The organism is Sphaerimonospora cavernae (assembly GCF_042435035.1).
In the GTDB taxonomy this organism is placed as follows: Bacteria; Actinomycetota; Actinomycetes; order Streptosporangiales; family Streptosporangiaceae; genus Sphaerimonospora; species Sphaerimonospora cavernae.
Genome location: NZ_JBHMQT010000058.1, coordinates 1 through 24,539, shown reverse-complemented (window position 1 = coordinate 24,539; position 24,539 = coordinate 1). Strand labels below are relative to the sequence as shown.

The window sequence follows — 24,539 nt, the reverse complement described above, 5'->3', positions numbered from 1 at the left end:
TGGCTGAATTCACTGATCGTCACAGGGCGTCGTGGGTGGCTGTCCGCCGGCCGGATGACGGTCCGGCCGCTGATGGACTTCGAAGAGCGCCCATGCTCACTGTGTGAGCGCATACGCGGAAGACATCGCTCCGCAGGAGGCATGGGCGCTTTCGAGGAGCGCGGGCGTCGGCCGCCGGCACCGGCTACGAACCACGGCCGGTACGGGCACCGGGGCGGCGCGAAGGCGCGGTCGCCCTTTCGCCGAGCCCGCGGGGACGGTCACCCAGCGGCCCGGTTACCCGGCCGCGGCGCCGTCGCCGTTGTTGTTGTTCTGCTCCGGCCCTTCGAGCTCGCCGTTCACGCGCTGCCTCATGGGTTGCGGAGCCACGTTGTTCGTCCGGACGCGCGGGTCGGCCTCCGCCCGCTGGCCCTGCAGCGGTGCGACGTCGGAGGCCTGCCGCTGCGACGGCAGGACTCCCGTGGTCTGCCTCTCGCGCGGGAGGTTCTGCTGGTTCGCGGTGCCCAGCTGGTGGTTCCACGGGAGGGCGTACGACTGGCCGTACTGCCAGTTGTACGGCAGGGCACGCGAGTCGCTGTCGGTCTTCTGGAACGGTGTCAGGACGAGGGTGAAGTCGCGCAGCAGGAACTGGTGCTGACCCTGCATCTGGCGCTCGTGCTGCCACTGCTTGGTCTTGTTCTTGTTCTTGTTCTTGTTGTGGTTCTTGCCCTTCTGGCCTTGGCGCTGCTTGTTGCGGTTGCGGTTCCAGTTGTCGTTCCAGTTGCCGTACGGGCCGGGGCCGCCGACAAAGCCGCCCATCACGGTGGCTGCGTCGGCGGACGCGGTGGTCACGGCGGCACCCAGGGCGACGGCGCCGCTGGTCAGCGCGGCGCTGATCGCGAGGATCCCGACGAGGTTGCTCAGCTTGGGCATTTCATTTCCCCCTTGAAGGATTATTGCCCCGACACTCTGGCATTTCCCAGATGAGCTGGAAAATGTCCCTTCGAACGATCCTTGCGGATCATCTCTGCATTGTCTTGATTTCCTCGCCACCCAAGGGACAAACGGCGATCGGCCGCTTTTGCCCTCCGCTTATCGCTTTATTGACGACGTTGGGCTGCTACCGCTCATTTCGCTCGGAAATGTCATTTATGTCGGATTTAGAATGTCCCAATATGGGCGTTATAAGTCTTCTGTCGGGCCGAGTGGACGCTGGCGGCGGTGCCCCGTACGACCTAGTGTCGAAGTGGAACGAATGGCACGAAGGAGGACGTATGGGAGCCGAGCCGATTCCGCACTGGCCCGGCGGGCTGATCGACACCGGGGACCTGCGGATCCACGTGAGAACGACGCCGGAAGGTCCGGAGGAGACGGCGGTCTTCGTACACGGCCTGGCCGGTTCGGCCACCAACTGGACCGACCTCATGGGGGAGCTGTCCGGCGAGGTGCGGGGCGTGGCGATCGATCTGCCCGGGGCCGGCCACTCGCCCGCGCCGCCCGATGGCGACTACTCGGTCGACGGCCATGTCCGCGTGGTCGCGCGGCTCGTCGAACGTCTCGGTGCTCCGGTCCACCTCTTCGGCAACTCGATGGGCGGAGCCGTCTCCGTACGCCTCGCGGCGACCCGGCCGGACCTGGTCAGATCTCTGACGCTGGTCTCGCCGGCGCTCCCCGACCTGCTGCTCCGGTACGGCCCGGCCCGCATCGCGATGTCGGCCGCGCCCAGGGTCGGGGAGCTGGCCCTCCGCTGGCTCAGCGCGCTGCCGCCCGAGCGGCGCGTCCGGGCCTCTCTGGGTATGTGCTACGCCGATCTGTCGATGGTGCACCCGGAGCGGTTCCGCGACGCGGTGGAGGAGTTGCGCCGGCGCGACGACCTCCCCTATTCCGGTGCGGCGGTCGTGGGGTGCGCCCGGGCGATCGTCAGGGAGTATCTTCGCTTCGGGCCGGACAACCTGTGGTCTCAGGCCGCCCGGATCACCGCGCCCACCCTGCTCATCTACGGCCTGCGCGACCGGCTGGTGCACTCTCGCATGGCGTACCGGGCGGCCAGGACCTTCCCCGATGCCCGGCTCGTCCTGCTGCCGAGCGCCGGCCACGTGGCACAGATGGAGTTTCCTGAGGTCGTGGCGAGGGAGGTGCGTCGCCTTCTCGACCAGACCCGGGTGTCCATCCATCGGACACCGTGATTGGGGAATGCGGGGGTACCCCGGTTAAGTTGTGAGAAGAGCTTGTGAGGCGCCCATGGATCCGAGCACGACCATCGGCACGAAAACGGGAGTGGAACTGTGTCGTTGCCACCGCTGGTAGAGCCGGCAGCCGAGCTGACCGTCGAAGAGGTGCGCCGCTACTCGCGCCACCTGATCATCCCCGATGTGGGCATGGCAGGCCAGAAGCGGCTGAAGAACGCCAAGGTGCTGTGTGTGGGCGCGGGCGGCCTCGGCGCTCCCGCGCTGTTGTACCTCGCGGCCGCCGGGGTCGGGACGCTCGGCATCGTCGACTTCGACGTCGTGGACGAGTCCAACCTGCAGCGGCAGGTCATCCACGGTCAGTCGGACATCGGCCGGCTCAAGGCCGAGTCGGCCGCCGCCACCGTCCGCGAGGTCAATCCGCTGGTCAACGTCGTGATCCACAACGTGGCGCTCACGACCGACAACGTGATGGACATCTTCTCCGGCTACGACCTGATCGTGGACGGGACCGACAACTTCGCCACCCGGTACATGGTCAACGACGCGGCCGTGCTGCTGGGCAAGCCGTACGTCTGGGGATCCATCTACCGCTTCGACGGCCAGGCCAGCGTGTTCTGGGCCGAGAACGGCCCCTGCTACCGGTGCCTCTACCCCGAGCCCCCGCCGCCCGGCATGGTGCCGAGCTGCGCCGAGGGCGGCGTCCTCGGCGTGCTGTGCGCCGCCATCGGGTCCATCCAGGTCAACGAGGCCATCAAGGTCATCACCGGCATCGGCGAACCGCTGGTGGGCCGCCTCATGATCTACGACGCGCTGGAGATGAAGTACCGGGACGTCCGGGTGCGCAAGGACCCCGAGTGCCCGCTGTGCGGCAAGAACCCGACCATCACCGAGCTCATCGACTACGAGGCGTTCTGCGGCACGCTCTCAGAGGAGGCGCAGCAGGCCGCCGCCGAGTCGACGATCACCGCGGCCGAGCTCAAGGCGATGCTCGACGGGGGCGAAGACATCCAGCTGATCGACGTCCGCGAGCCGAACGAGTACGAGATCGTCAACATCCCGGGCGCCGTGCTGATCCCCAAGGGCGAGTTCCTGAACGGCTCGGCCCTGGAAGGCCTGCCCCAGGACAAGAAGATCGTCCTGCACTGCAAGTCGGGTGCCCGGTCGGCGGAGGTCCTCGCGGTCCTCAAGAACGCCGGCTTCTCCGACGCCGTCCACGTCGGCGGCGGCGTGCTCAGCTGGATCAAGACCGTCGACCCCACCCTCCCCACCTACTGACAACCATCCCGTGATCTTGCGATTGCTCGCACGGTAGGGAGGTGACCAGGGAAAACGATCCTCGTGATCTTGCCGAAACGCGCAGCTGTCCGCCGTGACCTGCGACTTCGGCTTCCGTGATCTTGCACTTGGATGGGATCGTTCGCTCTGGTCGACCGATGAGTACGGCCTTCGCTTCGGCGAAGGCCGTACTCATATGGAGTCTGTGAGGTTACGAGGTGCCCGGGGTGTCGGCGGGCGGGAGGACCGCCAGGCCGCTGGGGGAGACGATCTTCTGTAGGTTGCTCACGTAAGTCCTGAACGCCGCGCGGCCCACGTCGGTGAGGCGATACCAGGTCCTCGGCCGCTTACCGATGTGGCCCTTGCGTACATGCACATATCCGGCGGCCTCGAGTGCGCTGCCGTGTTTGGACAGGACCGAGTCGCTGACGCCGAGGGTGTCCCGTACGAAACCGAACTCGACCTCCTCGCCGGCGGCCAGCAGCGAGACGATCCGCAGCCGGACCGGCGCGTGGATGACCGGATCGAGATCCATCAGAGTCCCGCTTCGAGCTTCCTCGCCATCCGGCGGGCCACCCAACGTGAGATCAGCGGGCTGGTCGCGGCCATGAAAGCGGTGAATGCGAGGCCGCCGTAGGTCCGCCCGTACGGGACCTCCATGGCGCTGAAGAAGAACGCCGACCCGAGTGCGAGGCCGAGGCCCACGGCCAACCACGGCAGGAACACGGGGAGGAAGGCGGGCCAGGCCAGACCGTTGTCGACGGTCATCCGCCGGGTTCCGACGAACACGGCGGCCAGCGCGCCCAGTCCGGCGGCGAGCAGCGCGGCGACCACGGCCTTCACCGGGCTTCCGGCGCCCGGTTCGGTGACGAACTGGATCCCGGTCACGAACAGTCCGATCCCCGCCATGTACCACGCCGGAAACCAGCGGTGCGATCCCACCGCCCTGACCTGGGTCTCGCGGATCGTCGCGAGGTTCTGTGCCGCCTCTTCCGGGTTCATGCCGCGTTCCTCCCTCGTTTGCTTTCTACTGTGGAAAGTACTTTCTCCTTTCCGTAGCGTCAAGTACTTTCCGGGACGGTTTGCGGGGATCTCGACTCCGAGGGGCGTTAAGGTCACTGTCAGTGGGAATCGTGCCGGGGCGGGCGAACGGAGGCGTGGTGGGCGAAAGGCGGACCTGGCCGGCCCTGGCCGTCGCCTCCGCACTGACCCTCGTCTGCGCGATCGTCGCCGGCGTCGCGGCCAACACCGCCCTCGCCGAGCTCACCCGTGGCCCCAGCGCCGACGAGGTACGGCAGGCCGCGGCGGCCGAGGTGGCACGGCGCTGGGAACGCTGGCCGGTGGGCAGGATCTTCCCCGCGACCCTGACGTACAACACCGAGCAGGGCGGCGTGGAGCGGGCGCGACGGGTCGGCGTCTCCTCCCGGTACGACTGCCGGTCCGCGACGGACACGCGGCTCCACAAGGCGCTGCGGGCAGCCGGTTGCCGGGCGATCCTGCGGGCCACCTACCTGGACGCGCTGCAGGGCATAGTGATCACCATAGGCGTCGCGGCGTTCCCCGACGCCCGCTCGGCGGCCTCCGCCGAGCACGCCTTTCCGCGTGACGGCGCCCCCGTCCCCGGGCTGCGCGCCCTCGCCTTCCCCGGGACCGTGACCGACCGCTTCAGCCAGGCAGGCCGGCAGGCGGCCACGGTACGGCAGGCCGGGCCGTACGTCGTGATGACGACGGCGGGACAGGTGGACGGGCGTCCGGCCCGCGCGGTGGGCAGACAGCGGCCGACGATGTTCTCGTTCACCGACGACCTGGCCGGTCAGGTCGCATCCGCGCTCACCGCTCCGACAGCCCCCGACTGTGCCGCCGAGGAGTGGCGGTGCTGAGGTGCTGACCTCGCTGAAGACGATCGCGCGCATGGTCGCCGCGGTCCTGGCCGCCATGGTCACGGTGCTGTCACCGGCCTTTCTGTCACCGGCCTTCACGACGTCGGCATCCACCCCGCTGGGTGCGGTGGCGCGGGCCGACGACGTACGGCTGAGCCAGCGCGACGTGCTGCGGACCCTGGACGCGGCCAATGCCTGGACCATCACGAAAGGGCGCGGCGTGACCGTGGCGGTGCTCGACTCCGGTGTCGACCCCGGTCACCGCGACCTCGTCGGCTCGGTGGTCGTCGGCAGGGATTTCACCGTGGGTGCGAACCCCCGCGGCGTCGGCCCGCTGCGCCTGCACGGCACCTACATGGCGTCGCTGATCGCCGGCCACGGGCACGGGCCGGGCGGCCGCGACGGCATCATCGGCGTGGCGCCGGAGGCGAAGGTGCTGTCGGTCCGGGTGATCCTGGAGGACGAGGAGCCGGGGTTCCGCACGTTCAACTCCGACCCCCGCTTCGAGGGCGTCGTGGCCAAGGGCATCCGGTACGCCGTGGACCACGGCGCCGACGTCATCAACCTGTCTCTCTCCAAGGATCTGCCCACCGAGGCGGAACGAGCGGCCATCCGCTACGCCATCTCCAAAGGCGTCATCCTCGTGGCCGCCGCGGGCAACGACGGCGCGGGCAAGCGCACCGCGCCGTACTCCTATCCGGCGTCGATCCCGGGGGTGATCTCGGTGGCCGCCGTGACCCCCGCGATGCGCCGCGCCTCGTTCTCCAACCGGAACTCCTCGGTGCTGGTGGCGGCGCCCGGCGTGGACATCCTCGGCGCCGGTCCCGGAGACGAATACTGGGTGGGGCGCGGCACCTCCCAGGCGACCGCCCTCGTGTCGGGCGTCGCCGCGCTCATCAAGGCGCGCCACCCCCGGATGGCGCCCGCGCTGGTCGCTCAGGCGCTGACCTCCTCCCCGGCGAGGAAGGGCGCCTACAACACCGCCATCGGCTTCGGCGTCGTCAACGCCTACCGGGCGCTGAACATCGCGGAGGGGCTCTCCCGGCATCGGGTCACGGCGACGGGACGCGGCGTGCGGGATCCGAAACGTGCCGTACGCGCCGCCGCCGCCGGCCGAGCCGACCCCATCGTCGTCGTGCGGCGTGACCGGAACGCGATCGTGCTCTACAGCGGCATCGGCCTGGCGGGCCTCGGCGGCGCCGGCGTCGGCCTGACCGCGATCACCGTGCTCGTGCGGCGGACCAGAAGAGGGGACGACGGTCTACCGGGCCGTTTCGATTCGACGGCTCCGCCGTATGACGGTGATTCGACGGCTCCGCCGTATGACGGTGACTCGACGGCTCCGCCGTACGGCATCGGTTCGCCGGCTCCACGACCCGAAGCGGCGAGATCGGCGACGTCGCCTCCTTGGTCGACGGGCCCCCCGACGTAGCATCGGAGTATGCCGCCTGAGCACGACCGGCGCGCGCGGCCCGGCGACCGGCGACGCGATCTGACGTCCGGACCATCCGCCGGTCGGGCGCACGCGCGTCCCTGGCCGGGGACGAGACGGCGGGCCGCGGCGGAGCGGGCGGTCAGGCAACGGGCCGAGCTGGCCCGGGGGGTGCGGTTCCGCTCGGTCTACCTCGCGATCATGAGTGTCGTCCTGGCCGTCGCCGCGATGAACGTGCTGCTCGGCTCGATCGGCGTGATCAACGAGAGGCGCCCGCGCCCTCTCACCGAGGACGAACGGGCGAGGTACGTCGCGCAGGACGTGGCGCGCCGCTGGCACGCGTGGCCGATCGGCATGGTCTTCCCCGAAGAGTTGCCGTACACGGCACTCGGCCGGGCGCGGCAGGACGCCCGCAGGGTGGGGGTGGCACCCGAGGCGCCCTGCACGGCGGCGCTCGACTCGCAGGTCACGTCGGCCCTCGGCCGGTACGGCTGTCGCACCGTGTTGCGCGCCACCTACGTCGACCAGACGGCCACCTTCGTCGTCACGGTGGGCATAGCCGTACTACGAGACGAGGAGGCCGGGCGGCAGGCGGCCGCCGAACTCCCGGTGGACGACCGCGTCGGCGTACGGCCGGCGGCGTTCCCCGGCACGATCACCGACACCTTCGGACCGGCACAACGGCAGTGGACGGGCTGGGTCGGGGCCGGCCCGTACATCGTCTTCGCGACGGCGGGGTACGCCGATGGCAGGACCCGGGAGTCGGTCCCGCCGGAGGAGTTGCCGAACAGCGAGGTGTTGCCGGTGGCCCAGTCGATCGCCGGGCGCGTCGCACGCGCCCTCGTCGAGCCCCCCGATGTGCCGCGCTGCACCCGGGGAGACTCATGCTGAGGCGGGTCGCACTGCTCGGGATCGCACTGTGGGCGGTGCCGGTGGCCGTCCTGCCTCCGCTCGCCGCCGGACCCGCCGCCGCCGAGCCGGGCGGGGACGTGCGGCGCTGGGCCTTGGACGCGGTCAACGCCCCGGCCGCCTGGCGGGTCACCAAGGGCTCGGGCGTGACCGTGGCGCTGCTGGGCGCGGATCGCCCGGATGAGGGTGTGCCGGAGTTGCGGGGCCGGGTCACACAGGGGCCCGACATGACGGGCCTCGACAGGGCGGACGGCGCGTACGGCGACGGGCCTGTCGGCCGCGACGGTACCGCGATCGCCTCCTTGATCGCCGGAAGTGGACGCGGCGGCGGGATCTCCGGTGTCGCCCCCGAGGCACGCGTCCTGGTCATCCCGGTTGTGGAGCGTGAGACCGGGCAGCCGTCCGGAGGGGGCTTCGTCGAACCCGATCCGGGGCCGGGCCTGCTCGACGACACGCCGTTCGCCCGCGGGATCCGGTTCGCCGCCAACCAGGGGGCGGCGGTCATCTTCCTCCCCGCCCCGCACTATGGCGTGTCGCGTGCGGAGCGCGAGGCCGTCTCCTACGCGCTGTCACGGGGGGTCGTGCTGGTCGCCTCCGTGGGAGACGGTGGGCGCTCGGAGTATGCCAGGCGGAACGGCACGTCGTACTGGCGCTTCCCGGCCGGCTATCCCGGAGTCGTGGGGGTGGCCGCCGTCGACCGGCAGGGTCGCGGGACCCCGGAAAGCAGTGACAACCTGTCGGCTCTGGTCGCCGCGCCCGGGGCCGGTGTCCCGGTGGCGGTGCCGGGGGGCGGGTCCGGCACCGCGTCCGGGACCGGGGTGGCGGGCGCGATCGTCGCCGGAACTGCTGCATTGATAAAAGCCAAATATCCCGATATGCCGCCCGAATTGGTGTCGCGGGCGCTGACCTCGACTTCTCGGCCCCACCCGCGTGCCGGTTACGATGACAAAGTGGGATTCGGCGTGGTGGACGCGGCGGCCGCCCTGACCAAAGCGGGGGAACTGCGCGGGTACGCCCGGACGGCGGGCGTGCGGGACGACGCGCATTTCGGCGGCGGCCGGCTTTCCGGGGCACCCGAGCGACCGGGCCCCGATCCCGTTAGGCTCTGGGTCTACGGCATCGCCGCGGCACTCGGGGTGGTCGGTTTCGGGGTCGCCGTCGGTGCGCTGGCCCGGCGTTGATCACATTCCTGTGTGATCACATGTTGGCCGCCATTTGGCCGCGTTTCGGACGCGTTCATCGGTGTGTTCGCGTTTTGTGTTACAGGGCGGGGTCAAGTTTCGCTAATGTCGCGCCTCATGGGGTACGAGCTGCGCGTAGAGCGTGAAGCACCGCTTGCCTACGCCGAACTCGCGAGCGCGGTTTCGGCGGAGGCCGGATTCGAGCTGCGAGGGTCGCAGGAGGCCGGCGAGGTCGTCGCGTTTCATGGCGACTCGGCACACCATGTCGCGGCATGGTCCGGGCGCCTGTCCGGCGCGCCCGGGTCGGACTGGCAGGTGGCCCAACTCGCCCGGCTCACCGCGCTGGTGGGAGCGAGGCTGGTGGGCGAGGACGGCGAGTCCTACGGCATCAGGGACGGCATCGTCGAGCAGGTGAACGGATCGTCGGCCTACGAGTTCGGCAAGCTCGAAGAGATCATCGCCGCCGGGCCGGCCGAATGGAGCGCTTGAGCGGCGGGCGCGGCGAGCCGTCGCCGTACGCGGAACGGGTGCTCGACGTGGTCGAGCGCATCCCGTCCGGCAAGGTCATGTCGTACAGCGACATCGCGGAATACCTCGGTGAGGGCGGCCCCCGGCAGGTCGGCCGCGTAATGTCCGTGTGGGGCGGCGGGGTACCGTGGTGGCGGGTCGTCCACACGGACGGCACTCCGGCGCGAGGCCTGGAGGACCGGTTCCTGGCCAGGTGGCGGGAGGAAGGAACTCCCGCGCGCGGGGCACGGGTGGACATGCGTTCGGCGCGATGGGACGGACGGGCCTCCTGACCGGATTACCATTTCTAGAACGCCGGTCTCCGAAGGGTGGTGCCCCCTATGACACCCGCACGCGTCAGCGAGGCGGTCGCCGATAGATTGCGGGCTGTCCAGGACTTGTACGACCGTGGTGAGCCTGTCGAGGCCCTGGTCGCGTCGATGCGCGAGGGAGGGCTGTCCCGGGCGGAGCGTGCCGAGGTCGACCGGGAGGCGATTGTCGGGCCCCTGGGACTCCGGCTCGACGCCGCCGCCAAGCGCGGCCCGGGACGGCGCCGTCAGACGATCGACGCCCTGCGGCCGTATCTCGCCGAGGTCGACCCGAAGGTCAAGCGTGCTCTCCCGGTCGGTCGCCGGGTGGCCTGCCACCTCATTGAGACGCGGGATCCCGGGGAGCTCGCCGAGAGCGACGCGCTGGCCAAGCTGGCCGCCGCGGCGGCCGAGCCGTCCCGCCGGGTGCGCAAGGGCCTGCGGTGGTACGCGGACCTCCCGGTGGAAGTCGAGCAGCAGACGCTGCTGCGGCTGCGCGCCGCCGATCTCGTGCCGGTCACCCAGATCGATGACATCAGGTGGGAGGGCGGCCGGCTGCGCGTCAGCGGCTACGCCTACCTCGCCGGCCTGTCGGTCCGCAGCAGGCGGTTCAATCGTGCCACCGTGGTGCTGCGCGGCCCTCGGTGGCTGCCGCCCGTGACGCTGAAGACGCGGCGCACCCACCGGCCGGAGGCCACCTACGCCGCCAAGGAACCGGGCTGCAACTACGACTGGTCCGGCTTCACCGCCGAGCTGAACCCGTTCTCGCTGCGCTGGCGGGCCGGGCTGCGTGCCGTGGTGCGCGGCACGCAGCGGCTGCTGCGCCGCCGTCACACGGTCCAGGACACCACGACATGGCGGGCCGAGATCGTGATCTGGAGCCGCGCCGCACGGTCGGCCGGCCCACTGCGCGGCCCCGCGATCGGCCGCGCCGAGCGGCCGGCCGGACTGCGGATCCGCCCGCGTTGGTGGGTGCGCCCCGTGTGGACCTCGGACAAGGCCCTGCAGGTGGTCCTTCAGCCGACGCGGGCCGAGCTCACCGATGTCCGCCTGGAGGGAGAGATGGTCCACCTCACCGGTTTCCTTCCGGGCCGCCCAGTTACCAGGGGCAAGGCCAGGGTGGGCGGGCACCGGATGTCGGCGGACTTCACCCCGGTGGAGGAGGGCACTGCCGAAGGGGGCACGCGGTTCTCGCTGACCCTTGCCGTACAGACCGTGCTGAACGCGGAGGCACGCCGGCTGTGGGTCGAGCCCAAGGGCGACCCGGCGGCCACCGTGATGCTGGAGGGCGCCGCGGAGACGCGGCTCATGATCGGTGATCGGGAGATCACCGTCCAGGGTGACCGCCGTGACCGCGTCGTCATCTCGGGACACAAGATCCGCCCCGTGATCACCTCGGCGGAGTGGCGCGAGGAGTCGCTCACGCTCGCCGGCCGCTACCCCGACCCGGACCCTGGCCCCCGTGACCTGGTGCTCCGGCACCGGGGCGGGCTGACGATCCGCGTGCCGCTCCAGCGGGACGGTGACACGTTCTCGGTACGGCTCTCGCCCGGCGCCATGCCCCGTTTCGGGACGGCCGTTCCGCTCGCCGAGGGCAACTGGAGCATCTCCGTGGCTCCTCCCGGCCAGTACGGCAAGGCCATGGTGCCGGCCCGCTTCGACCACGCGGGGCTCGCGGGGCTGGACGAGGAACCGCGCTCGATCGGCGGCCGGGTCTACCGGTTCGTCGCGACCCGCTTCGACGCGCCCATGCTGATCGCGGCGGAGGAGCGGCCCGGCGACGAGCGCAGCGCCGCGGGGGTGTGGGCGCTCAGCCGCACCTTCTATCCGGCCGAGCGGGCCCGCCCGCTGCGGGAGGCCACCGTCTACGTCTCCTTCGACGGCCGGTCCTACTCCGACAACCCGCGTGCCATCTATGAGGAGCGTCTGCGGCGCGGGGACGACGGCGAGCACATCTGGGTCGTCCGTGACGGCGCCTTCGTCCCGCCGGGATCGCGTGAGCTCGGCCTGGGCGACGGCATCGTCCCCACGGTCGTGCGTGAGGGTAGCCGCGAGCACTACGAGGCGCTGGCCCGCGCCCGTTACGTGGTTTCCAACGGTTTCCTGCCGCAGTGGTTCCGTACCCGCGAGGACCAGGTGTGCGTGCAGACCTGGCACGGCACCCCGGTGAAGCACATCGGCCGCGACCAGGCGCACATGAAGCGGGAGCCCAGGCCGCCGGTCTGGCACCGCCAGGCCGTCGAGGTCCGCGGCTGGGACCTGCTGCTGTCGCAGAGCGCGTGGGCGTCGTCGGTGCTGCGGAAGGCCTTCGGCTACGAGGGCGAGATCCTGGAGGCGGGATACCCGCGCAACGACGTGCTGGTCGCGACGGAGCGGGACGCGATGGCCGCCGAGATCAGGCGGCGCGTCGGCTTGCCGGAGGGCAAGCGTGTGATCCTCTACGCGCCGACGTTCCGCGACCATGACCGCAGGAACGCCGCGGTCAAGCTGGATCTGGCCGACGCGAAGCGGGCTCTCGGAGACGATCACGTCGTGCTGGTGCGCGGGCACATGATGCAGGCGTTCCCGCACGTGCACAGCCATGATGGCTTCGCTCTCGACGTCACGACTTATCCGGATATCGCGGACCTGTTAGTGATCGCTGACGTACTGGTCACCGACTACTCGTCCGTGATGTTCGACTTCGTGGCCACTGGACGGCCGGTCGTGCTTTTCACCCCTGACCTGGCCAAGTATCGGTCGACCCGCGGGCTCTACCTCGACCTGGAGTCGCAGCGGCCCGGCCCCCGGCTGGAGACCTCGGCCGAGGTGGTGGAGGCGCTGCGCAACATCGACTCCGCCACCGCCAAACTGGCCGACCGCTACGCGGCCTTCGTCCGCACCTACGCCCCCCACGACAACGGCAAGTCCGCTGCCCGCGTAGTCGACCACGTCTTCAAGTCCTGACGCGGCGTCGCGGGCGGGTGGCCGCGCGCCCGAAGCCCGCCTGCCGTTCTGAGAGTCGTACGGCAGGCGGACCGGCGATCTGTCATCACAGAAAGTGAGCTTGGTGTAGCGTTACGTGTCATGCCGTCCCCCCAGCACGACACACTCAACCTCATGTTTCGCAACAGGCCCGAGTTCGCCGTGGAGATGCTGCGCGATCAGCTGGGTGTTGAAGTACCCGACGGGCTTCCGGTTCAGTTGGTGAGCAACGAGCTCAACGACCGCCCGTCCAAGGACCTGTATCCCGACACCGTGATCACGGTTGGTCCACGGCACGACCCCAAGCACGCCATCATTGTCGAGATCCAGCAGAAGAAGGACGAGACGAAGCGCAAGCAGTTGCCGCGGTATGCGGTAGCGCTGTGGCTGCAACTGTCCTGTCCGGTCACCGTGCTGGTCATCTGCCCAGACGTGAGGGTCGCCGCATGGGCGGCCGAGCCGATCCCTTTCGAGGTGCCGGGCTGCGCGCTGACGTGCGAGGTGATCGGCCCAGAGCAGATCCCGCCGGTCATCGACCCGGCGGAGGCGGCGGCGCATCCGGAGCTGGCCGCATTGTCGGTGATGGCGCACGGGGAGGACGCTCCAGTGGTGGAGGCGTTCATGTCCGCGCTGCAACGTCTCCCCGACGAACACGCTCCGCAATATTATGAATACGCGTACCGCTTGGCCTCGCTGGCTGCCCGACACGTCATGGAGAAGCTCATGGAATCAGCTACCTGGCCGGTCTATAGCCCCTTCGCTCGTAAGCACTACGGCAAAGGCGTCCAAGCCGGCCGGACAGAAGGCCGGACAGAAGGCCGAGCAGAAGGCCGAGCAGAGGACGTACTGACTGTCCTGCAGGTGCGGGGCATTCCCGTCTCTGACGCCGACCGCACCCGCATCACCACCTGCACTGATCTGAATCGGCTCGACGACTGGATGCGGCGTGCCGTCACCGCCACCTCCACCGCCGACCTGTTCGATGACGCACCCGAACGGTCGGTTGGATAGCCGGATAGGAATTCATGCAGCGATTGAGACCGCCAGGCCCGCCTCAACGCCTCTGATCTTTCACGCTGGGTCCGGGGTGCTCCCGGACTTACGCTCAGTCGGCGTCGGCCGGCGCCCCCAGGGCGATGTCCATGTTGGGGCCGTCCCAGCCGGTCGGGGTCTTCCAGATGGTGGAGATGTTGAGCGCCTCTGCCAGGAAGTCAACAGCCCACAGGTCCTGGGGAGCATCGGGGAGGACCAAGAAGACCTCGTCTGCCCGTTCCCCGCTCCTGCTCGGTACTGGTGCGGGGCCATACCTTCGTGAACATCGCGGCGAGGTCGGCCTGCTTCTCCAACTGCGCGCGGAACCGGTTGTCGTTGAGCGTGGTCCGGGTGGTCTCCGCGTACTGTCGCATGAGGTGGTCCAGCGTCCGGTCGACGAAGCGCTGCCGCCGGACGAGGTAAGGACCGCCCGCGTACATGGCCTCATCAAGGAGTTCCGCCAGCTCCGTACGAGCCAACCGCAGCGTGGCGCCGCGGAAGCTGAAAGCGACGCTTCACCGTTCCACACTTGATAGGCGGGAGCCGCCGGATGGGGGTCCGGCGGCTCCTGGCGTTCAGGCCGCCTCGGGGGTGGCGGGGTCGATTGTGCGGATGTCCGGCACGGCGGCGTAGAGCTGCCAACTGAGCGCCTCGCGGCGGGAGATGACGGTGACCCGTACGCCCGAAACGGTGAGCCAGCCGGCCAGCTCCGCGAAGTAGTGGTCCCCGGAGCCGATCACGACGTGATCGAAGCGCTGGTTGAGCTGATCACCGTAGGCGGCCTCGACGAGCGCCTGGTCGGCACCGTCGGGGCCGGAGCGGGCGAGTAACTGCGCGCTGTGGAAGGCCGTCCCGACCGAGACGAGCGCGTTGTGATTGACCGCGACGATGAACTGGTCCATCGAACCGATCGGGACGATCGTCCGGTAATGCCCCATCAGTGCGACGACCTCCGACGTGGTGGGCCGGGTCGAGCGGGTGAGGTTCTCGATGTCCAGCAGGTGTACGGCCCGTCCGATGCGCAGACTGCGCCTCGCGCGTCGCCTGCCGCGTCTGTGAGGAGCCCGGAACTGGTCCGCAGTGGGGGTTGTCACTGCCATCGATCCCTTCCGTTACGAAGGTGTGCTGTGGTCGATGGTCAACATTGAATCACGCGTTGATGGAATCGACCAATAGTTTACGGGTCGTTGTGCTTAGCGCGAGAAGTGGGGTACGGTCCCAGCGACACAGGACCCACGTATTGAGGAGCTCAAGTGAGCAGGGACGTCCGGGTGACCGCAGCGGACATTTCCCGCCTGGGAGACGTGGGCCGAGCCGCGGTGAGCAACTGGCGTCGCAGGCATGACGACTTTCCCCAGCCAGTCGGGGGCACCGCGACCAGCCCGGTCTTCTCGCTCAACGAGATCAAGGAGTGGCTGCTCTCCCACAGCGAGGGGAGGGAGCTGCCACCTCGCGAATGGCTCTGGCAGGATCTGCGCGCCAGCACGGCCGAAGAAGAGCTGCCGGACCTGATCGCCGGTCTCGGCGCCTTCCTCATCCATCTGGACGGCACCGAAGACTGGGCATCGCTGTCAGCCTTGGACGATGCGGCTCTGGCCGCCGCCCTGGCCGTACGGATCAAGTCGGATATCTCAGGCTCACTCACCTTGGCCAGGGTGCCGCTCGTCCGACAACTGGCCGATCTCGCCAAGCGGGACGGGGCCGCGGCGACTTTCACCTTCCTCCGTGACCGTTACTTCGAGCTGCACACCAAGCGGACCTACGCCACGCCGAAGGCTGTCGCGCAGTTGATGGCCGCCCTCAGCAACCCGTCGGCCTCGACGGTCCTCGATCCGGCCTGCGGCTCCGGCACATTGCTCAAAGCCTTGCGCGACCGTCCGGATGGCAAGGTGAAACGCCTGCTGGGCCAGGACATCGACGAGGCCGCCGCCCGGTTGACCGAGGTCCACCTCGCCCTCCAGGGCTGCGAAGCCGAGATCCAGGACGGCGACTCGCTTCGTAGGCCCGCGTTCCCCGGCATGACCGTGGACGCGGTGGTGGGCAACCCGCCGTTCAACGACCGTGCCTGGGGTTATGAGGAGCTGGCCGCCGATCCGCGGTGGGAGTTCGGCCTGCCGCCCAGGACGGAGTCGGAGCTCGCCTGGGCCCAGCACGCGCTCTCCTACCTGGGGCCCGGCGGCACCGCCGTACTACTGATGCCGCCGGCGGCGAGCAATCGCCGCGCGGGCCGCCGCATCCGCGCCCAGCTCATCCGCCGAGGCGTGCTCCGCGCCGTGATCACGCTTCCGCTCGGGAGCATCCCCAACATGGCGGTCGCGCTCAACCTGTGGGTGCTGCGCAAACCGCACGACTCACGGACTCCGAGCGACGTACTTATGATCGACACCTCCGGTTGCCCGGAAGCCTTCGTGCAGGTCGCTTCGACCGCATGGGGGCGATTCGATGGGGGAGACGAGGTCGGTGAGCCGACGATCAGCCGAGCCGTACCGGCCATCGACCTGCTGGACGACGAGGTCGACCTCACGCCTGCCCGATATCTTTCCGCCTCCGCCGCGGACATATCACCCGAGCGGGTGAACGACCAGCGCGAGCGGATGGCGGACCTTCTCCAGGGTGCGGCATCGATGATTCCGGCGGTCGAATCCGCTGTGGAGACGACCGCCGAGCTCTCGCTGGTGCCGCTGGCGGAGCTGGAACGGCGCGGGATGCTGACCGTCGAGCACCAACGCCTGGTGAAATCGGGCGAGGTGTCCGAGGCTCCGGATGGTGTGGCGGTGGTGATGCCGGAAGACGTCGTAGACGATCGGACTCCCACCGGCGCCATCTCGACCACGCCCGTCAAATACGAGATCGTCGTACGGCCCGGCGATGTGCTCGTCCCGCACCTGCTGCACCGGCCGGTGGCACGTGTCGTCGCTCGAGGCGACGGCGGAGTGGCCGGAGCACTTCTCGGGCCGCGGATCTCCCTCCTGAGAGTCGATCCCGACAAGCTCGACCCCTGTTTCGTGGCGGGGTTCGTGGCCGGCTCCGTCAACGCCCGAAACTTCGTCACGTCGGCCGGCAGCCGTGCCCAGGTGGACGTACGGCGGGCCGGCGTGCCGCTGCTGCCGATCGAGGAGCAGCGCCGGTACGGCGAGGCGTTCCGGCGGCTGGCCGAGTTCGAGACTTCCCTGCGCCGGGCGGCCGCGCTCGGCGATGATCTGATTCAGCTGATTTCCGATGGTCTGACGCAGGGCGGCGTCCGGCCCGCTACCGATTCCGAGAAGGGTGCGCGGTGAGTCTCAACCACCAGAAGTACGCGGATTTCATCTGGTCCGTGGCCGACCTGTTGCGGGGTGACTACCGCCAGTCGGAGTACGGCAAGGTCATCCTGCCGTTCACGCCGAAACCTATTTCTCTCTCCCTTGGGCGACTCCCGCCCTAGAGGCAATGCCACTCAGCATAAGTTGATCATGAGGTGAGGGCCAGTTCGGGGAGGTTCGCGAGATTGACTGTCGCCGGGCCGCCGTGGCATACCCCGACGTCGCCGGGCTTCTTGACCCGATAGGAGTTGTGGCGGGCACGCTTGATCACCCGCGGGTAGCTGCGGTGACGCCGCCGGGGATTGAGATGCTTGGTGCGGAAGATGTCCTTCTTGAGCTGTGCGATGAGGTGTTCCTGCCGGTCAGGGGGGAAAATCCGCGTCGGTTCCGGTGTGGCGCCGGACGATGCGGACGGTGCGGGTGAACTTGACCCGATCGGGGTCGATCTGCGCTTCGGTGGCGGCCTCGCAGATCAACGCCGACAGTGCGTAGTGTGTCAGCAGATAGCCGTAGATTTCCGCGAGCACCAGGTCGGGTTTCTTCGACCGCAGCACCCGGCCCGGCCCGCGCAGGTGCGTCTTGATCTGATCGTTGCCGGTCTCGTGTTCCCACCTTTGGTGGTAGGCCTCGGCCAGGGTGGCGGCGGGCCCGTCCCGTATATCGAGGATCGTGGTGATCAGGCAGATCAGCTCACCATCGCCGTCCGGATCACGGTCGGGGACGGTGTATTCGATCACCCGGACCAGCGCCGCCTGGCCGGGGTCCAGTTCTTGTCCATCACGGGCCGCCTCGATCAGCGCCTCCCGGCGCTTGCCGCGGATGCCGGGGTTGACCAGCACCGAGGTGTAGGAGCCGTCAGGCAGTTTCTCCACAACCGGAAGCCGCAGATCGGACTTGACCCGCCACAACAGCTGCGCCCCCGACGCTTGGGCGTCACACCAGTTGGCAAAGGAGTAGAAGTTGCGGTCGGCCAGCAGCAGCATGTCGGAATCCAGGTGGCCCCACAAGGTGGCCGCCAGCGACTGCTCGCCCGAGCCCTCACCCGCCCCGACTCCGCCGATCGCGGCGGCGAAGTAGGCGTGCGAGGCACACTCGCTCAACGCCACCACACGCACCTTCGGAAACGCCGACCGCTTGTCGCCCGACCCGGCGTACCCGAAGAACGCCGCGTTCTGCGGGGTGTCGGGGACATCCCACTCCATTCCGTCAACCGCCACCAGCCGCCGGCTCCCCAAGAACGCCCCCGGCGTCAACATGTCGGTAACCGGGGCCGCGACCTGCGAAAACAGCTCCCGCAAAGGTTCGGAGCCCAACCGTTGCCGGGCCTGGGCGATGCCACCAGAGCCCGGCGCCTCCCATTCGGCGTCCCAGCAGTCCGGCCACGAGGCCAGCGTGCCGGCCAGATGGGCCAGCACCCCTTCATAGTCGTCATCGGCGAACAAGGCCATCGCCAGCGTGAAGTACACCATCACATGCGGCGGCAGTTTGCCGTCCTTGCGCTTGGCCTGCTTTCCGGTGGCCACGACGGCCGCGTCAATCTCATCGCGCGGCACCCAGCGGGCCAGCACCCCCAGCGACACCGCGTCCGCAAACCGCCGACCAGGCTGTTCCTCGATCTTTGCCACGACCACGAACCGTAATGGATCTCCCTGGTCTCTATCCCCACAACACCAGGGAAGGCACATCCGCGCACGTCAAACCATGATCAAATTAGGCTGAGTGGCATTGGCCCTAGAGGAGCAGCGGCGCATCGCCGACTTCCTGGACGATGAGACCAACCGGATCAGCCGGATGGAATCACTTCGTGAGGTTCAGCGAAGAATCCTCGAAGAGCGTGCCGCGGCCGCGATCACAGAGATACTTCTCCCCGGCTCACTCAGTAGACCGCAAGGTGAGTGGCCTTGGTTATGGTTGCCCGAAATGCCTTCCGACCGACCCCTTGTGCGCTTGGGGTACATCTGTCGGCTGCAAACTGGTCTGACCGTTGACGGGAACCGGGAACTTTCCGGTGACGTAGTAACGCGCCCTTATCTGAGAGTGGCAAACGTTCAAGCAACTCATTTAGTGACGACCGCTCGTGGGGTCGGGGTATAAGGTTCGCGCGTTGGCCTTCACCGTCGGCGCAGGCCGGTCCGTACGACTGAGACGAGGAGGCGGGAGAAGAGATGGCGGAGCAGCGGATCTCCGAGTTGCGGGTGGAGTTCCAGACACCTGAACGTCCAGCTGCGGCAGAAGACCGACAGGCTGCGGCAGTGCCGGGTCGATGACGCGCCGGCACGCGCGGGTACGATGTGGAACTCGGCCAAAGGCCTGCGGGACGAGCTGACGGCGCAGCTCGCCCTCATGGCTCTGGGGATCCGAGCCTGCATGTACTGCGGCGGCTGTCTCAGCACCGGAATCGATCATTTCGAGCCGCTCACGCAGGCGCCGCTCCGGGCCTTCGACTGGCTCAACCACCTCCTGGCCTGCGCCCACTGCAACAGCCACCAGAAACGTGATCTTTTCCCTCGGGATGAACAGGGCAGGCCACTGCTTATCGATCCGTCGTCCGAGGACCCCGATGACCATCTGGAGCTCATGCTGGCCACTGGAACCTACGAGGCGTTGACGCCCCGAGGTGAAGCGACGATCGATGTTTTCGGCCTGAATCGCGACGATCTGGTGCGGAGCAGGCGTTATGCCGTCATCCGTACGGCATCCATGCTTCGCGACCGTTCTCGCCTCTTGCAAGAGGGCGACACGGAAAGGGCCGGCGAAGTCCTCGTCTCGCTGTTAGGCCAGCCGTTCGCTGGTGTTCTGCACGCCATGCTCCGCTATCGCGATCTCCCCGGCGCCGCCCTCGTCCTTGGCGGCCAGCAAGTCGTCGATATGCTCGCCGATCCGACCCTCCATCTCTGACCCTCGTCAGACAAAGGATCATGACTTCGGCTCCAGCGTCTCATGAGAACGGCGGCCGCCGAGCTACGTATCCTCGTCAAGCGCGTACCGCAGGTAGAAGTGAGGTTTGGCGAGGAAGCGTCGCCAGTGGTCGACCAATTGGAGCTTGTCCCATTCAGACGGGTGGATGCCGTGGTCGCCGAGTTCGAGGATCTGGGCACCGGGGAGGCTGGCCAGGATCGGGGAATGCGTGGCGCAGATGATCTGTCCGCCCTGGCGGGCAACACGGTTCATGAGGCCGACCAAGCTCAAGCATGATTGGAACGACAGGGCGGCCTCAGGCTCGTCCATGAGGTAGAGCCCTGATCCGGACACCATACGCTCCAAGACGGTGATGAACCCCTCGCCGTGAGATTGCTCGGTCAGGTCCTCCTCCCAGAACCCGTGTCGGCCTGACACGTTCTGACCAAGATTGAAGAGCGTTTCCGCGCGGAAGAAGAACGCTCGCCGCTTGGTGCGCGGGCCGTGGAGAAGACGCAGCCCTGCGGTGGTGAGTTCGGTCTCCATGATCTCGCCGAGGGGGGTGGCGGGGCCGGTGCTGGCGTACTTGGTGCCCGCCTTGCCTCCCTCGGAGTTGATGCCGCAGGCATCCGCGATCGCCTCGACGATGGTGGACTTGCCCGACCCGTTCTCTCCAACGAGGAAAGCGACGGGAGCGGTCAGGGTGAGCCCGTGTTCGGCAAGGTGGGAGATGGCCGGCAGCGTGGCGGCCCAGCCTGTCGGGGCCTGACGGGTGTGTAGCCGGGTGAGGAGCATGCGCTATCGCCTCTCTGCGGCTCGGATCAGGCTGATGGCGTGGGCGTGCACCGGCTTGGCAAGGGTTGGATAGTCGCCGCTTCGGGTTGCGCGGTCGAGAATGTGCGCGGCGGCGGACAGCTGCGCCAGACGGCCGGTCGGGGTGTCGAGCACATCGGCGAATAGATCGTGCACCTGGGCGGCAGTGGTGGGGATCAAGAGGCTATGCAGGTAGAGGACAGCAGCGCCATACCCGGCTGGGGCGTTCCCCCAGTACTCCCAGTCGAGCACGCACAGGCGGGGGTGGGTGAGGTTGGCCCAGTGCAGATCAGTGTGTTCGGTGCGGATGGTCGGGGCTCCGGGTAGGTCGAGCGGGCGACGGTAGAACGCTTCGACTCGTCGTATCAGCGCGGAGGGGTCGCGTTCGCCTCGGTGTGTGGAATGTGTCGCGAGGGTGTCTACGGCGGCACGCAAGTCCGTCCACCAGGAGGGGGACAGGTTCGGGGGGTCGATCAGGTGAGAGGTGGTTGAGCTGGGCGGATCGGGCGTATAGGAGAGCAGCTCGGCATATATGCACACAGGCGGCTCATTCCACTCGATGCGGGCGATCAGCGCGGGTTTGGGTACGCCGGTGATCGCTGCGGCGTCCTGATTGCCGGTCCACGCTTCGCCGTACGCCCAATCGCGGTGTTCGGCAGTTGCGCGAAGCCAGAAGTGGCCCCGGTCCGTGAGGGCGGCTGATCCGATGGTGCGGTCGTGCCAGCCGAACACCGCTTGCCCCGTTAGGGATACGCCGAGTCGTTCCGCGCCTTCGGCAAGGATGCGGTGCAGGAATCTGCGCTGTCCGGACTCGGCGTGGCGGTGCCGGCTGGTCATGGTGCCCCTTACTTGTGGCCCGTCGGGCGGCACTTGTTGGGGCTGCAGCTCATCACGGGGTTGCAGTTGCGATCCTTCGGCGCGCATGGCCCGCATGAGTAGTTGGGGGCGCAGTTGTTGGCCGGGCGGCAGTTGTTCGCTGGTTTGCAGGACGGGCTACAGTCCGGACTGCACGGGTCCGGTCGACATGGCCTGGCCATGCGCACCTGGAACTCCTCTTGTAGCTGGCCTGTGATCTGGGCGAATGCCTCGCCCTTGAGGATATCCGCGAGGGGCGTCTGTCGGACGTTACCGACCGGCAGCCAGCGGGAGAATACGCACGGCCAGACGTCGCCTGTGGGTGAGATGGCAATCTTCCGGTCTCCGCAGTTGCCGCAGAGTTGAGCGGTGCTGGGGCCGCTGTCCCGGACGCCGCGTCCGACTTCGCGAAGGTCGTCGTACCCGATCTCTGGGACGCCGAGACGTTCGAGTACGGCGATGCCCTGTTGCGTGCGCTGTCTGTTGAGAACTCCGATCACTCCGGCGCGGAGGGGGATTCCCAGGTCCTGGGCACGGGCGATGTTCCTTGTGGTGACCTTGAGCGTGGGTCGTCTGGTGATTGCCTCGTGTTCGTCCGGTTGGTCGGAGTAGTAGGAGGTCGCGAGCCGGACTCCTGGCAGGCGGAACGTCTCCCACATGGCCGGTGTCACGTGGACGAGGTTGGTGTAGATCTCGACCTCCATTCCGGCGTCGAGCGCGTGTCGGACGAGCTGGGGCATCGCTGGGTGCAGCGTCGGCTCACCTCCGATGAACTGCCCCATTTTCGCGCCAGCCTCACGAGTCTGTGAGATGACGCGCTGCCAGTCGGCGACGGTCATCGTCCCGTGGCTGCCATCGGGGCCGGACGAGGCGTAGCAATGATTACAGGCGAGCTGACACTTTTCCGTAATCTCCCACCAGGCGAAGTCGAGGAGATCGAGGCTCTGCAAAGTACCTCCCGCGCGTTCTGAGAGCCGCAAAAGAGCACGCCCTATTGCAGCCGTGCCTTCCGACGCTTGCATCACATCGGTCCTGGCTTCGACGTTAAGGCGGGATCGGACAGGGCACCATGAGTAGCGGAAGTTCGACGTACGACACACACGCCGGTGTGATGAAAATGCCCCCAGTGATTACCGGGGGACTTTTCTGTGCGTTGTAGTCCGACTAAAAATCGAACTCGCCGCGCTTGGCTCCGTCCAGGAATGCGTCCCAAACGCTCGCGGTCACCACGAAAGGCGCCTGACCTGGGCGCTCGGTGTCACGAATCGCTACACGTCCCCCGGACAGAGGGGCGACCTCAATGCAGTCTCCTCCGTTGGATCCGCTCTTGCTGGCCTTGCGCCAATCGGCGGTCCTCAATTCCTCGTTCAGGTCCACGTCTTTGCTGCCTTTCTGATCAGCTCGATAGACACATGCTGGGGGTGTGCCTCGGCTCGTATGGCGTCGTATCGCACATGGAGGGCCTCGACATTTTCCGACCGGTCGGTCACCTGGCCATCTCCGGCGGATTCGAGATACACGGTATCCGGACTTCCGGAAAGCTGCGCGATGACGAAGCCGCCGAGGAGTCCCGTGGTGGCTCCCAAGGCCAAGGGGACCACTTGGACAGCTATGCGGGGACTCTCGGCCATCTCGGACAAGCGTTCGAGTTGCCGGCGCATCACGTCCCGGCCTCCGATAGGGCGATGCAATACGCCTTCATCGAGTACTACCCAGAACATCGGGGGATTCGAGCGGGAAAGGATGATCTGACGCTCAAGTCGCGCCTGTACGGCCTTCTCTGCCTGTTCGTCCGTGACACCTGGCTCGCCTCGCAGCACCGCGCGGGCGTACTCCTCGGTTTGTAGCAGGCCGGGGACGAGGAGCGGCTGCCACGTTCGAAGGGTGTGGGCCTCCTGTTCGATGTCCAGCCATTCGCGGAACCATCTGGGGCTCGCCTCGCGGCTGATGAGAGGCCAAAGGCGCAGTAGCTCGCCGTTGGCTCCCAGGGCTTCGTCGCAGCGCTCGACAAAGTCCCTGCTTGGGGGTCGCTGGGCTCTCTCGATGAAGCCGACCAGGCTTGGGCTGAACCTGATCCTGTCGGCCAACTGCTCCTGCGACCAGCCGACATTCTTTCGGCATTTCCGCAGCTCCGACCCGAAGAAGGCTAACGGGCCTGCGCTGGGATCAAGCTCGACAGGCGCGGGCATTGGGACTCCGTCCGACGAGTAGCACACGAGTCGTACGCACATCGAACAGTCGGTACCACAAAAACTGTCCGAACGCTGTGTCATCCGTTCCATTCCGTAATGTAGCTCAACACGGGCAGGCTGTGGAGTGGCTATCGGGAAACAGGAACATATACGGAGAGGCGGTCACACAGCCTAGAGGCAAATTCAGTGTGACCGTCCGATTCGGGGCCTAGCTCCCCGGCAGAGGGTGATGACGATGGGCAGACAGAAGGCGATTAGCGAGCTTCAGGACGCTTTCATCCACCTGGCATGGCTTGGCTGGGGCCTGCGACGCATCGGCGTGTCCACGTCTCTGATCCTTTCTGCTGCCGGACCATCGTTCTTGGAAGTGATGTCCCCGAATGGTGAGCCGGTCCGTGTGCGGGTGACTCGGCGATCCTGGGGGTGGATCTTCACGTGGCGGCCTTGGCGGTCGCGTGTGTGGCGGCGGGATGAACGGGTTTGGGCGCTCGATGATGAAGCCACTTCCAAGATCAGGGCGACGGTGTCGGCATGAAGGCGCATCAGCGGGTTGGCGAGTGGCAGAGCCGCGGTCTTGACGCAGCGATAGCTCGGCGGTGTAGCGGGCTGCGGATGCTGGGTCGGGCGGACTTCCCGGGGCGGGCCGCGTCGGTGAGCGAGGCTCGGACATGGGCGAGGGAGACGCTGAAAGGTCTCGCCGCTGCAGAAGTAGTGGATGACGTTCTTCTGCTGCTGAGCGAACTGGTCACCAATGCGATCGTGCATGTGCGACATGAGGTCGCACACCTTGAGTGGCTACATCGGTTGGAGGTTGGAAGGATGA

At 67.8% G+C, this 24,539-nt stretch carries 25 protein-coding genes; 13 read left to right on the top strand and 12 right to left on the bottom strand.

Annotated features, from left to right (window positions below; all coding sequences use genetic code 11):
• Positions 1-276: 276 nt before the first annotated feature.
• Positions 277-912: a hypothetical protein gene (locus ACFHYQ_RS25915; RefSeq protein WP_394303751.1), complete on the bottom strand. Its 636-nt coding sequence runs from the start codon at positions 910-912 to the stop codon at positions 277-279.
• Positions 913-1,253: 341 nt separating this feature from the next.
• Here ACFHYQ_RS25915 and ACFHYQ_RS25910 point away from each other — a divergent pair, with 341 nt between their 5' ends.
• The gene (locus ACFHYQ_RS25910) at positions 1,254-2,165 is read left to right on the top strand and encodes an alpha/beta fold hydrolase (protein WP_394303750.1); all 912 of its coding nucleotides are present in this window, start codon (positions 1,254-1,256) and stop codon (positions 2,163-2,165) included.
• Between the two features lie 99 nt (positions 2,166-2,264).
• A complete protein-coding gene (gene moeZ / locus ACFHYQ_RS25905; RefSeq protein WP_394303749.1) occupies positions 2,265-3,443 on the top strand; it encodes an adenylyltransferase/sulfurtransferase MoeZ in 1,179 nt (392 codons plus the stop codon).
• Between the two features lie 211 nt (positions 3,444-3,654).
• On the opposite strand, the gene ACFHYQ_RS25900 is transcribed toward moeZ, so the two are convergent.
• Positions 3,655-3,978 (bottom strand): winged helix-turn-helix domain-containing protein, encoded by a 324-nt coding sequence (locus ACFHYQ_RS25900; RefSeq protein WP_394303748.1) that lies wholly within the window; start codon positions 3,976-3,978, stop codon positions 3,655-3,657.
• Complete coding sequence (locus tag ACFHYQ_RS25895) at positions 3,978-4,445, bottom strand: hypothetical protein (RefSeq protein WP_394303747.1); 468 nt, start codon at positions 4,443-4,445, stop codon at positions 3,978-3,980. The genes ACFHYQ_RS25900 and ACFHYQ_RS25895 overlap by 1 nt, the downstream gene beginning before the upstream one ends.
• Before the next feature lie 122 nt (positions 4,446-4,567).
• On the opposite strand from ACFHYQ_RS25895, the gene ACFHYQ_RS25890 reads away from it, so the two are divergent.
• The 8 genes from ACFHYQ_RS25890 (at position 4,568) to ACFHYQ_RS25855 (ending at position 13,635) form a co-directional block, all read left to right on the top strand.
• Positions 4,568-5,323 carry a hypothetical protein gene (locus ACFHYQ_RS25890; protein ID WP_394303746.1) on the top strand — a complete coding sequence of 252 codons (756 nt, stop codon included), beginning with the start codon at positions 4,568-4,570 and terminating at the stop codon, positions 5,321-5,323.
• A 1-nt stretch (position 5,324) separates the two neighbouring features.
• The gene (locus ACFHYQ_RS25885; RefSeq protein WP_394303745.1) at positions 5,325-6,755 is read left to right on the top strand and encodes a S8 family peptidase; all 1,431 of its coding nucleotides are present in this window, start codon (positions 5,325-5,327) and stop codon (positions 6,753-6,755) included.
• A 9-nt stretch (positions 6,756-6,764) separates the two neighbouring features.
• Positions 6,765-7,646 (top strand): hypothetical protein, encoded by an 882-nt coding sequence (locus ACFHYQ_RS25880; RefSeq protein WP_394303744.1) that lies wholly within the window; start codon positions 6,765-6,767, stop codon positions 7,644-7,646.
• On the top strand, positions 7,640-8,845 hold the full coding sequence (locus ACFHYQ_RS25875; protein WP_394303743.1) for a S8 family serine peptidase: 1,206 nt from the start codon (positions 7,640-7,642) through the stop codon (positions 8,843-8,845). The genes ACFHYQ_RS25880 and ACFHYQ_RS25875 overlap by 7 nt, the downstream gene beginning before the upstream one ends.
• 117 nt (positions 8,846-8,962) lie before the next feature.
• Positions 8,963-9,334, top strand: a complete 372-nt coding sequence (locus ACFHYQ_RS25870) for a hypothetical protein (RefSeq protein ID WP_394303742.1) — start codon at positions 8,963-8,965, stop codon at positions 9,332-9,334.
• Positions 9,322-9,645, top strand: a complete 324-nt coding sequence (locus ACFHYQ_RS25865) for an MGMT family protein (protein WP_394303741.1) — start codon at positions 9,322-9,324, stop codon at positions 9,643-9,645. The genes ACFHYQ_RS25870 and ACFHYQ_RS25865 overlap by 13 nt, the downstream gene beginning before the upstream one ends.
• 48 nt (positions 9,646-9,693) lie before the next feature.
• Complete coding sequence (locus ACFHYQ_RS25860; protein WP_394303740.1) at positions 9,694-12,606, top strand: CDP-glycerol glycerophosphotransferase family protein; 2,913 nt, start codon at positions 9,694-9,696, stop codon at positions 12,604-12,606.
• A gap of 120 nt (positions 12,607-12,726) precedes the next feature.
• Positions 12,727-13,635, top strand: a complete 909-nt coding sequence (locus tag ACFHYQ_RS25855; RefSeq protein ID WP_394303739.1) for an RpnC/YadD family protein — start codon at positions 12,727-12,729, stop codon at positions 13,633-13,635.
• Between the two features lie 94 nt (positions 13,636-13,729).
• Here ACFHYQ_RS25855 and ACFHYQ_RS25850 read toward each other — a convergent pair whose 3' ends face one another.
• Complete coding sequence (locus tag ACFHYQ_RS25850) at positions 13,730-13,876, bottom strand: hypothetical protein (protein WP_394303738.1); 147 nt, start codon at positions 13,874-13,876, stop codon at positions 13,730-13,732.
• Positions 13,877-14,231: 355 nt separating this feature from the next.
• Positions 14,232-14,756, bottom strand: coding sequence for a PIN domain-containing protein (locus tag ACFHYQ_RS25845; protein WP_394303737.1), 525 nt, complete (start codon positions 14,754-14,756; stop codon positions 14,232-14,234).
• 153 nt (positions 14,757-14,909) lie between these two features.
• On the opposite strand from ACFHYQ_RS25845, the gene ACFHYQ_RS25840 reads away from it, so the two are divergent.
• Positions 14,910-16,934, top strand: coding sequence for an N-6 DNA methylase (locus ACFHYQ_RS25840; protein ID WP_394303736.1), 2,025 nt, complete (start codon positions 14,910-14,912; stop codon positions 16,932-16,934).
• Positions 16,931-17,080 carry a type I restriction-modification system subunit M N-terminal domain-containing protein gene (locus tag ACFHYQ_RS25835; protein ID WP_394303735.1) on the top strand — a complete coding sequence of 50 codons (150 nt, stop codon included), beginning with the start codon at positions 16,931-16,933 and terminating at the stop codon, positions 17,078-17,080. The genes ACFHYQ_RS25840 and ACFHYQ_RS25835 overlap by 4 nt, the downstream gene beginning before the upstream one ends.
• A gap of 26 nt (positions 17,081-17,106) precedes the next feature.
• Here ACFHYQ_RS25835 and ACFHYQ_RS25830 read toward each other — a convergent pair whose 3' ends face one another.
• Entirely contained in the window at positions 17,107-17,229 is a 123-nt protein-coding gene (locus ACFHYQ_RS25830) for a hypothetical protein (RefSeq protein WP_394303734.1), read from the bottom strand.
• A gap of 91 nt (positions 17,230-17,320) precedes the next feature.
• A complete protein-coding gene (locus ACFHYQ_RS25825; RefSeq protein WP_394303733.1) occupies positions 17,321-18,583 on the bottom strand; it encodes an IS4 family transposase in 1,263 nt (420 codons plus the stop codon).
• A gap of 664 nt (positions 18,584-19,247) precedes the next feature.
• On the opposite strand from ACFHYQ_RS25825, the gene ACFHYQ_RS25820 reads away from it, so the two are divergent.
• A complete protein-coding gene (locus ACFHYQ_RS25820; protein WP_394303732.1) occupies positions 19,248-19,856 on the top strand; it encodes an HNH endonuclease family protein in 609 nt (202 codons plus the stop codon).
• Positions 19,857-19,919: 63 nt separating this feature from the next.
• Here ACFHYQ_RS25820 and ACFHYQ_RS25815 read toward each other — a convergent pair whose 3' ends face one another.
• From ACFHYQ_RS25815 to ACFHYQ_RS25795, 5 genes are all read right to left on the bottom strand, one after another.
• A complete protein-coding gene (locus tag ACFHYQ_RS25815) occupies positions 19,920-20,651 on the bottom strand; it encodes an AAA family ATPase (protein ID WP_394303731.1) in 732 nt (243 codons plus the stop codon).
• 3 nt (positions 20,652-20,654) lie between these two features.
• Complete coding sequence (locus ACFHYQ_RS25810) at positions 20,655-21,506, bottom strand: aminoglycoside phosphotransferase (RefSeq protein ID WP_394303730.1); 852 nt, start codon at positions 21,504-21,506, stop codon at positions 20,655-20,657.
• An 8-nt stretch (positions 21,507-21,514) separates the two neighbouring features.
• Positions 21,515-22,474 carry a radical SAM protein gene (locus ACFHYQ_RS25805; RefSeq protein WP_394303729.1) on the bottom strand — a complete coding sequence of 320 codons (960 nt, stop codon included), beginning with the start codon at positions 22,472-22,474 and terminating at the stop codon, positions 21,515-21,517.
• A 214-nt stretch (positions 22,475-22,688) separates the two neighbouring features.
• The gene (locus tag ACFHYQ_RS25800) at positions 22,689-22,901 is read right to left on the bottom strand and encodes a DUF397 domain-containing protein (RefSeq protein ID WP_394303728.1); all 213 of its coding nucleotides are present in this window, start codon (positions 22,899-22,901) and stop codon (positions 22,689-22,691) included.
• Positions 22,892-23,713 carry a helix-turn-helix domain-containing protein gene (locus ACFHYQ_RS25795; RefSeq protein WP_394303727.1) on the bottom strand — a complete coding sequence of 274 codons (822 nt, stop codon included), beginning with the start codon at positions 23,711-23,713 and terminating at the stop codon, positions 22,892-22,894. The genes ACFHYQ_RS25800 and ACFHYQ_RS25795 overlap by 10 nt, the downstream gene beginning before the upstream one ends.
• Positions 23,714-24,539: the final 826 nt, after the last annotated feature.

Bases quoted from the DNA above. Each gene is read 5' to 3' on its own strand.
- ACFHYQ_RS25915 (WP_394303751.1), bottom strand. From the start codon at position 912: ATGCCCAAGCTGAGCAACCTCGTCGGGATCCTCGCGATCAGCGCCGCG.
- ACFHYQ_RS25910 (WP_394303750.1), top strand. From the start codon at position 1,254: ATGGGAGCCGAGCCGATTCCGCACTGGCCCGGCGGGCTGATCGACACC.
- ACFHYQ_RS25900 (WP_394303748.1), bottom strand. From the start codon at position 3,978: ATGGATCTCGATCCGGTCATCCACGCGCCGGTCCGGCTGCGGATCGTC.
- ACFHYQ_RS25895 (WP_394303747.1), bottom strand. From the start codon at position 4,445: ATGAACCCGGAAGAGGCGGCACAGAACCTCGCGACGATCCGCGAGACC.
- ACFHYQ_RS25880 (WP_394303744.1), top strand. From the start codon at position 6,765: ATGCCGCCTGAGCACGACCGGCGCGCGCGGCCCGGCGACCGGCGACGC.
- ACFHYQ_RS25875 (WP_394303743.1), top strand. From the start codon at position 7,640: ATGCTGAGGCGGGTCGCACTGCTCGGGATCGCACTGTGGGCGGTGCCG.
- ACFHYQ_RS25870 (WP_394303742.1), top strand. From the start codon at position 8,963: ATGGGGTACGAGCTGCGCGTAGAGCGTGAAGCACCGCTTGCCTACGCC.
- ACFHYQ_RS25865 (WP_394303741.1), top strand. From the start codon at position 9,322: ATGGAGCGCTTGAGCGGCGGGCGCGGCGAGCCGTCGCCGTACGCGGAA.
- ACFHYQ_RS25860 (WP_394303740.1), top strand. From the start codon at position 9,694: ATGACACCCGCACGCGTCAGCGAGGCGGTCGCCGATAGATTGCGGGCT.
- ACFHYQ_RS25855 (WP_394303739.1), top strand. From the start codon at position 12,727: ATGCCGTCCCCCCAGCACGACACACTCAACCTCATGTTTCGCAACAGG.
- ACFHYQ_RS25845 (WP_394303737.1), bottom strand. From the start codon at position 14,756: ATGGCAGTGACAACCCCCACTGCGGACCAGTTCCGGGCTCCTCACAGA.
- ACFHYQ_RS25820 (WP_394303732.1), top strand. From the start codon at position 19,248: ATGTGGAACTCGGCCAAAGGCCTGCGGGACGAGCTGACGGCGCAGCTC.
- ACFHYQ_RS25815 (WP_394303731.1), bottom strand. From the start codon at position 20,651: ATGCTCCTCACCCGGCTACACACCCGTCAGGCCCCGACAGGCTGGGCC.
- ACFHYQ_RS25810 (WP_394303730.1), bottom strand. From the start codon at position 21,506: ATGACCAGCCGGCACCGCCACGCCGAGTCCGGACAGCGCAGATTCCTG.
- ACFHYQ_RS25795 (WP_394303727.1), bottom strand. From the start codon at position 23,713: ATGCCCGCGCCTGTCGAGCTTGATCCCAGCGCAGGCCCGTTAGCCTTC.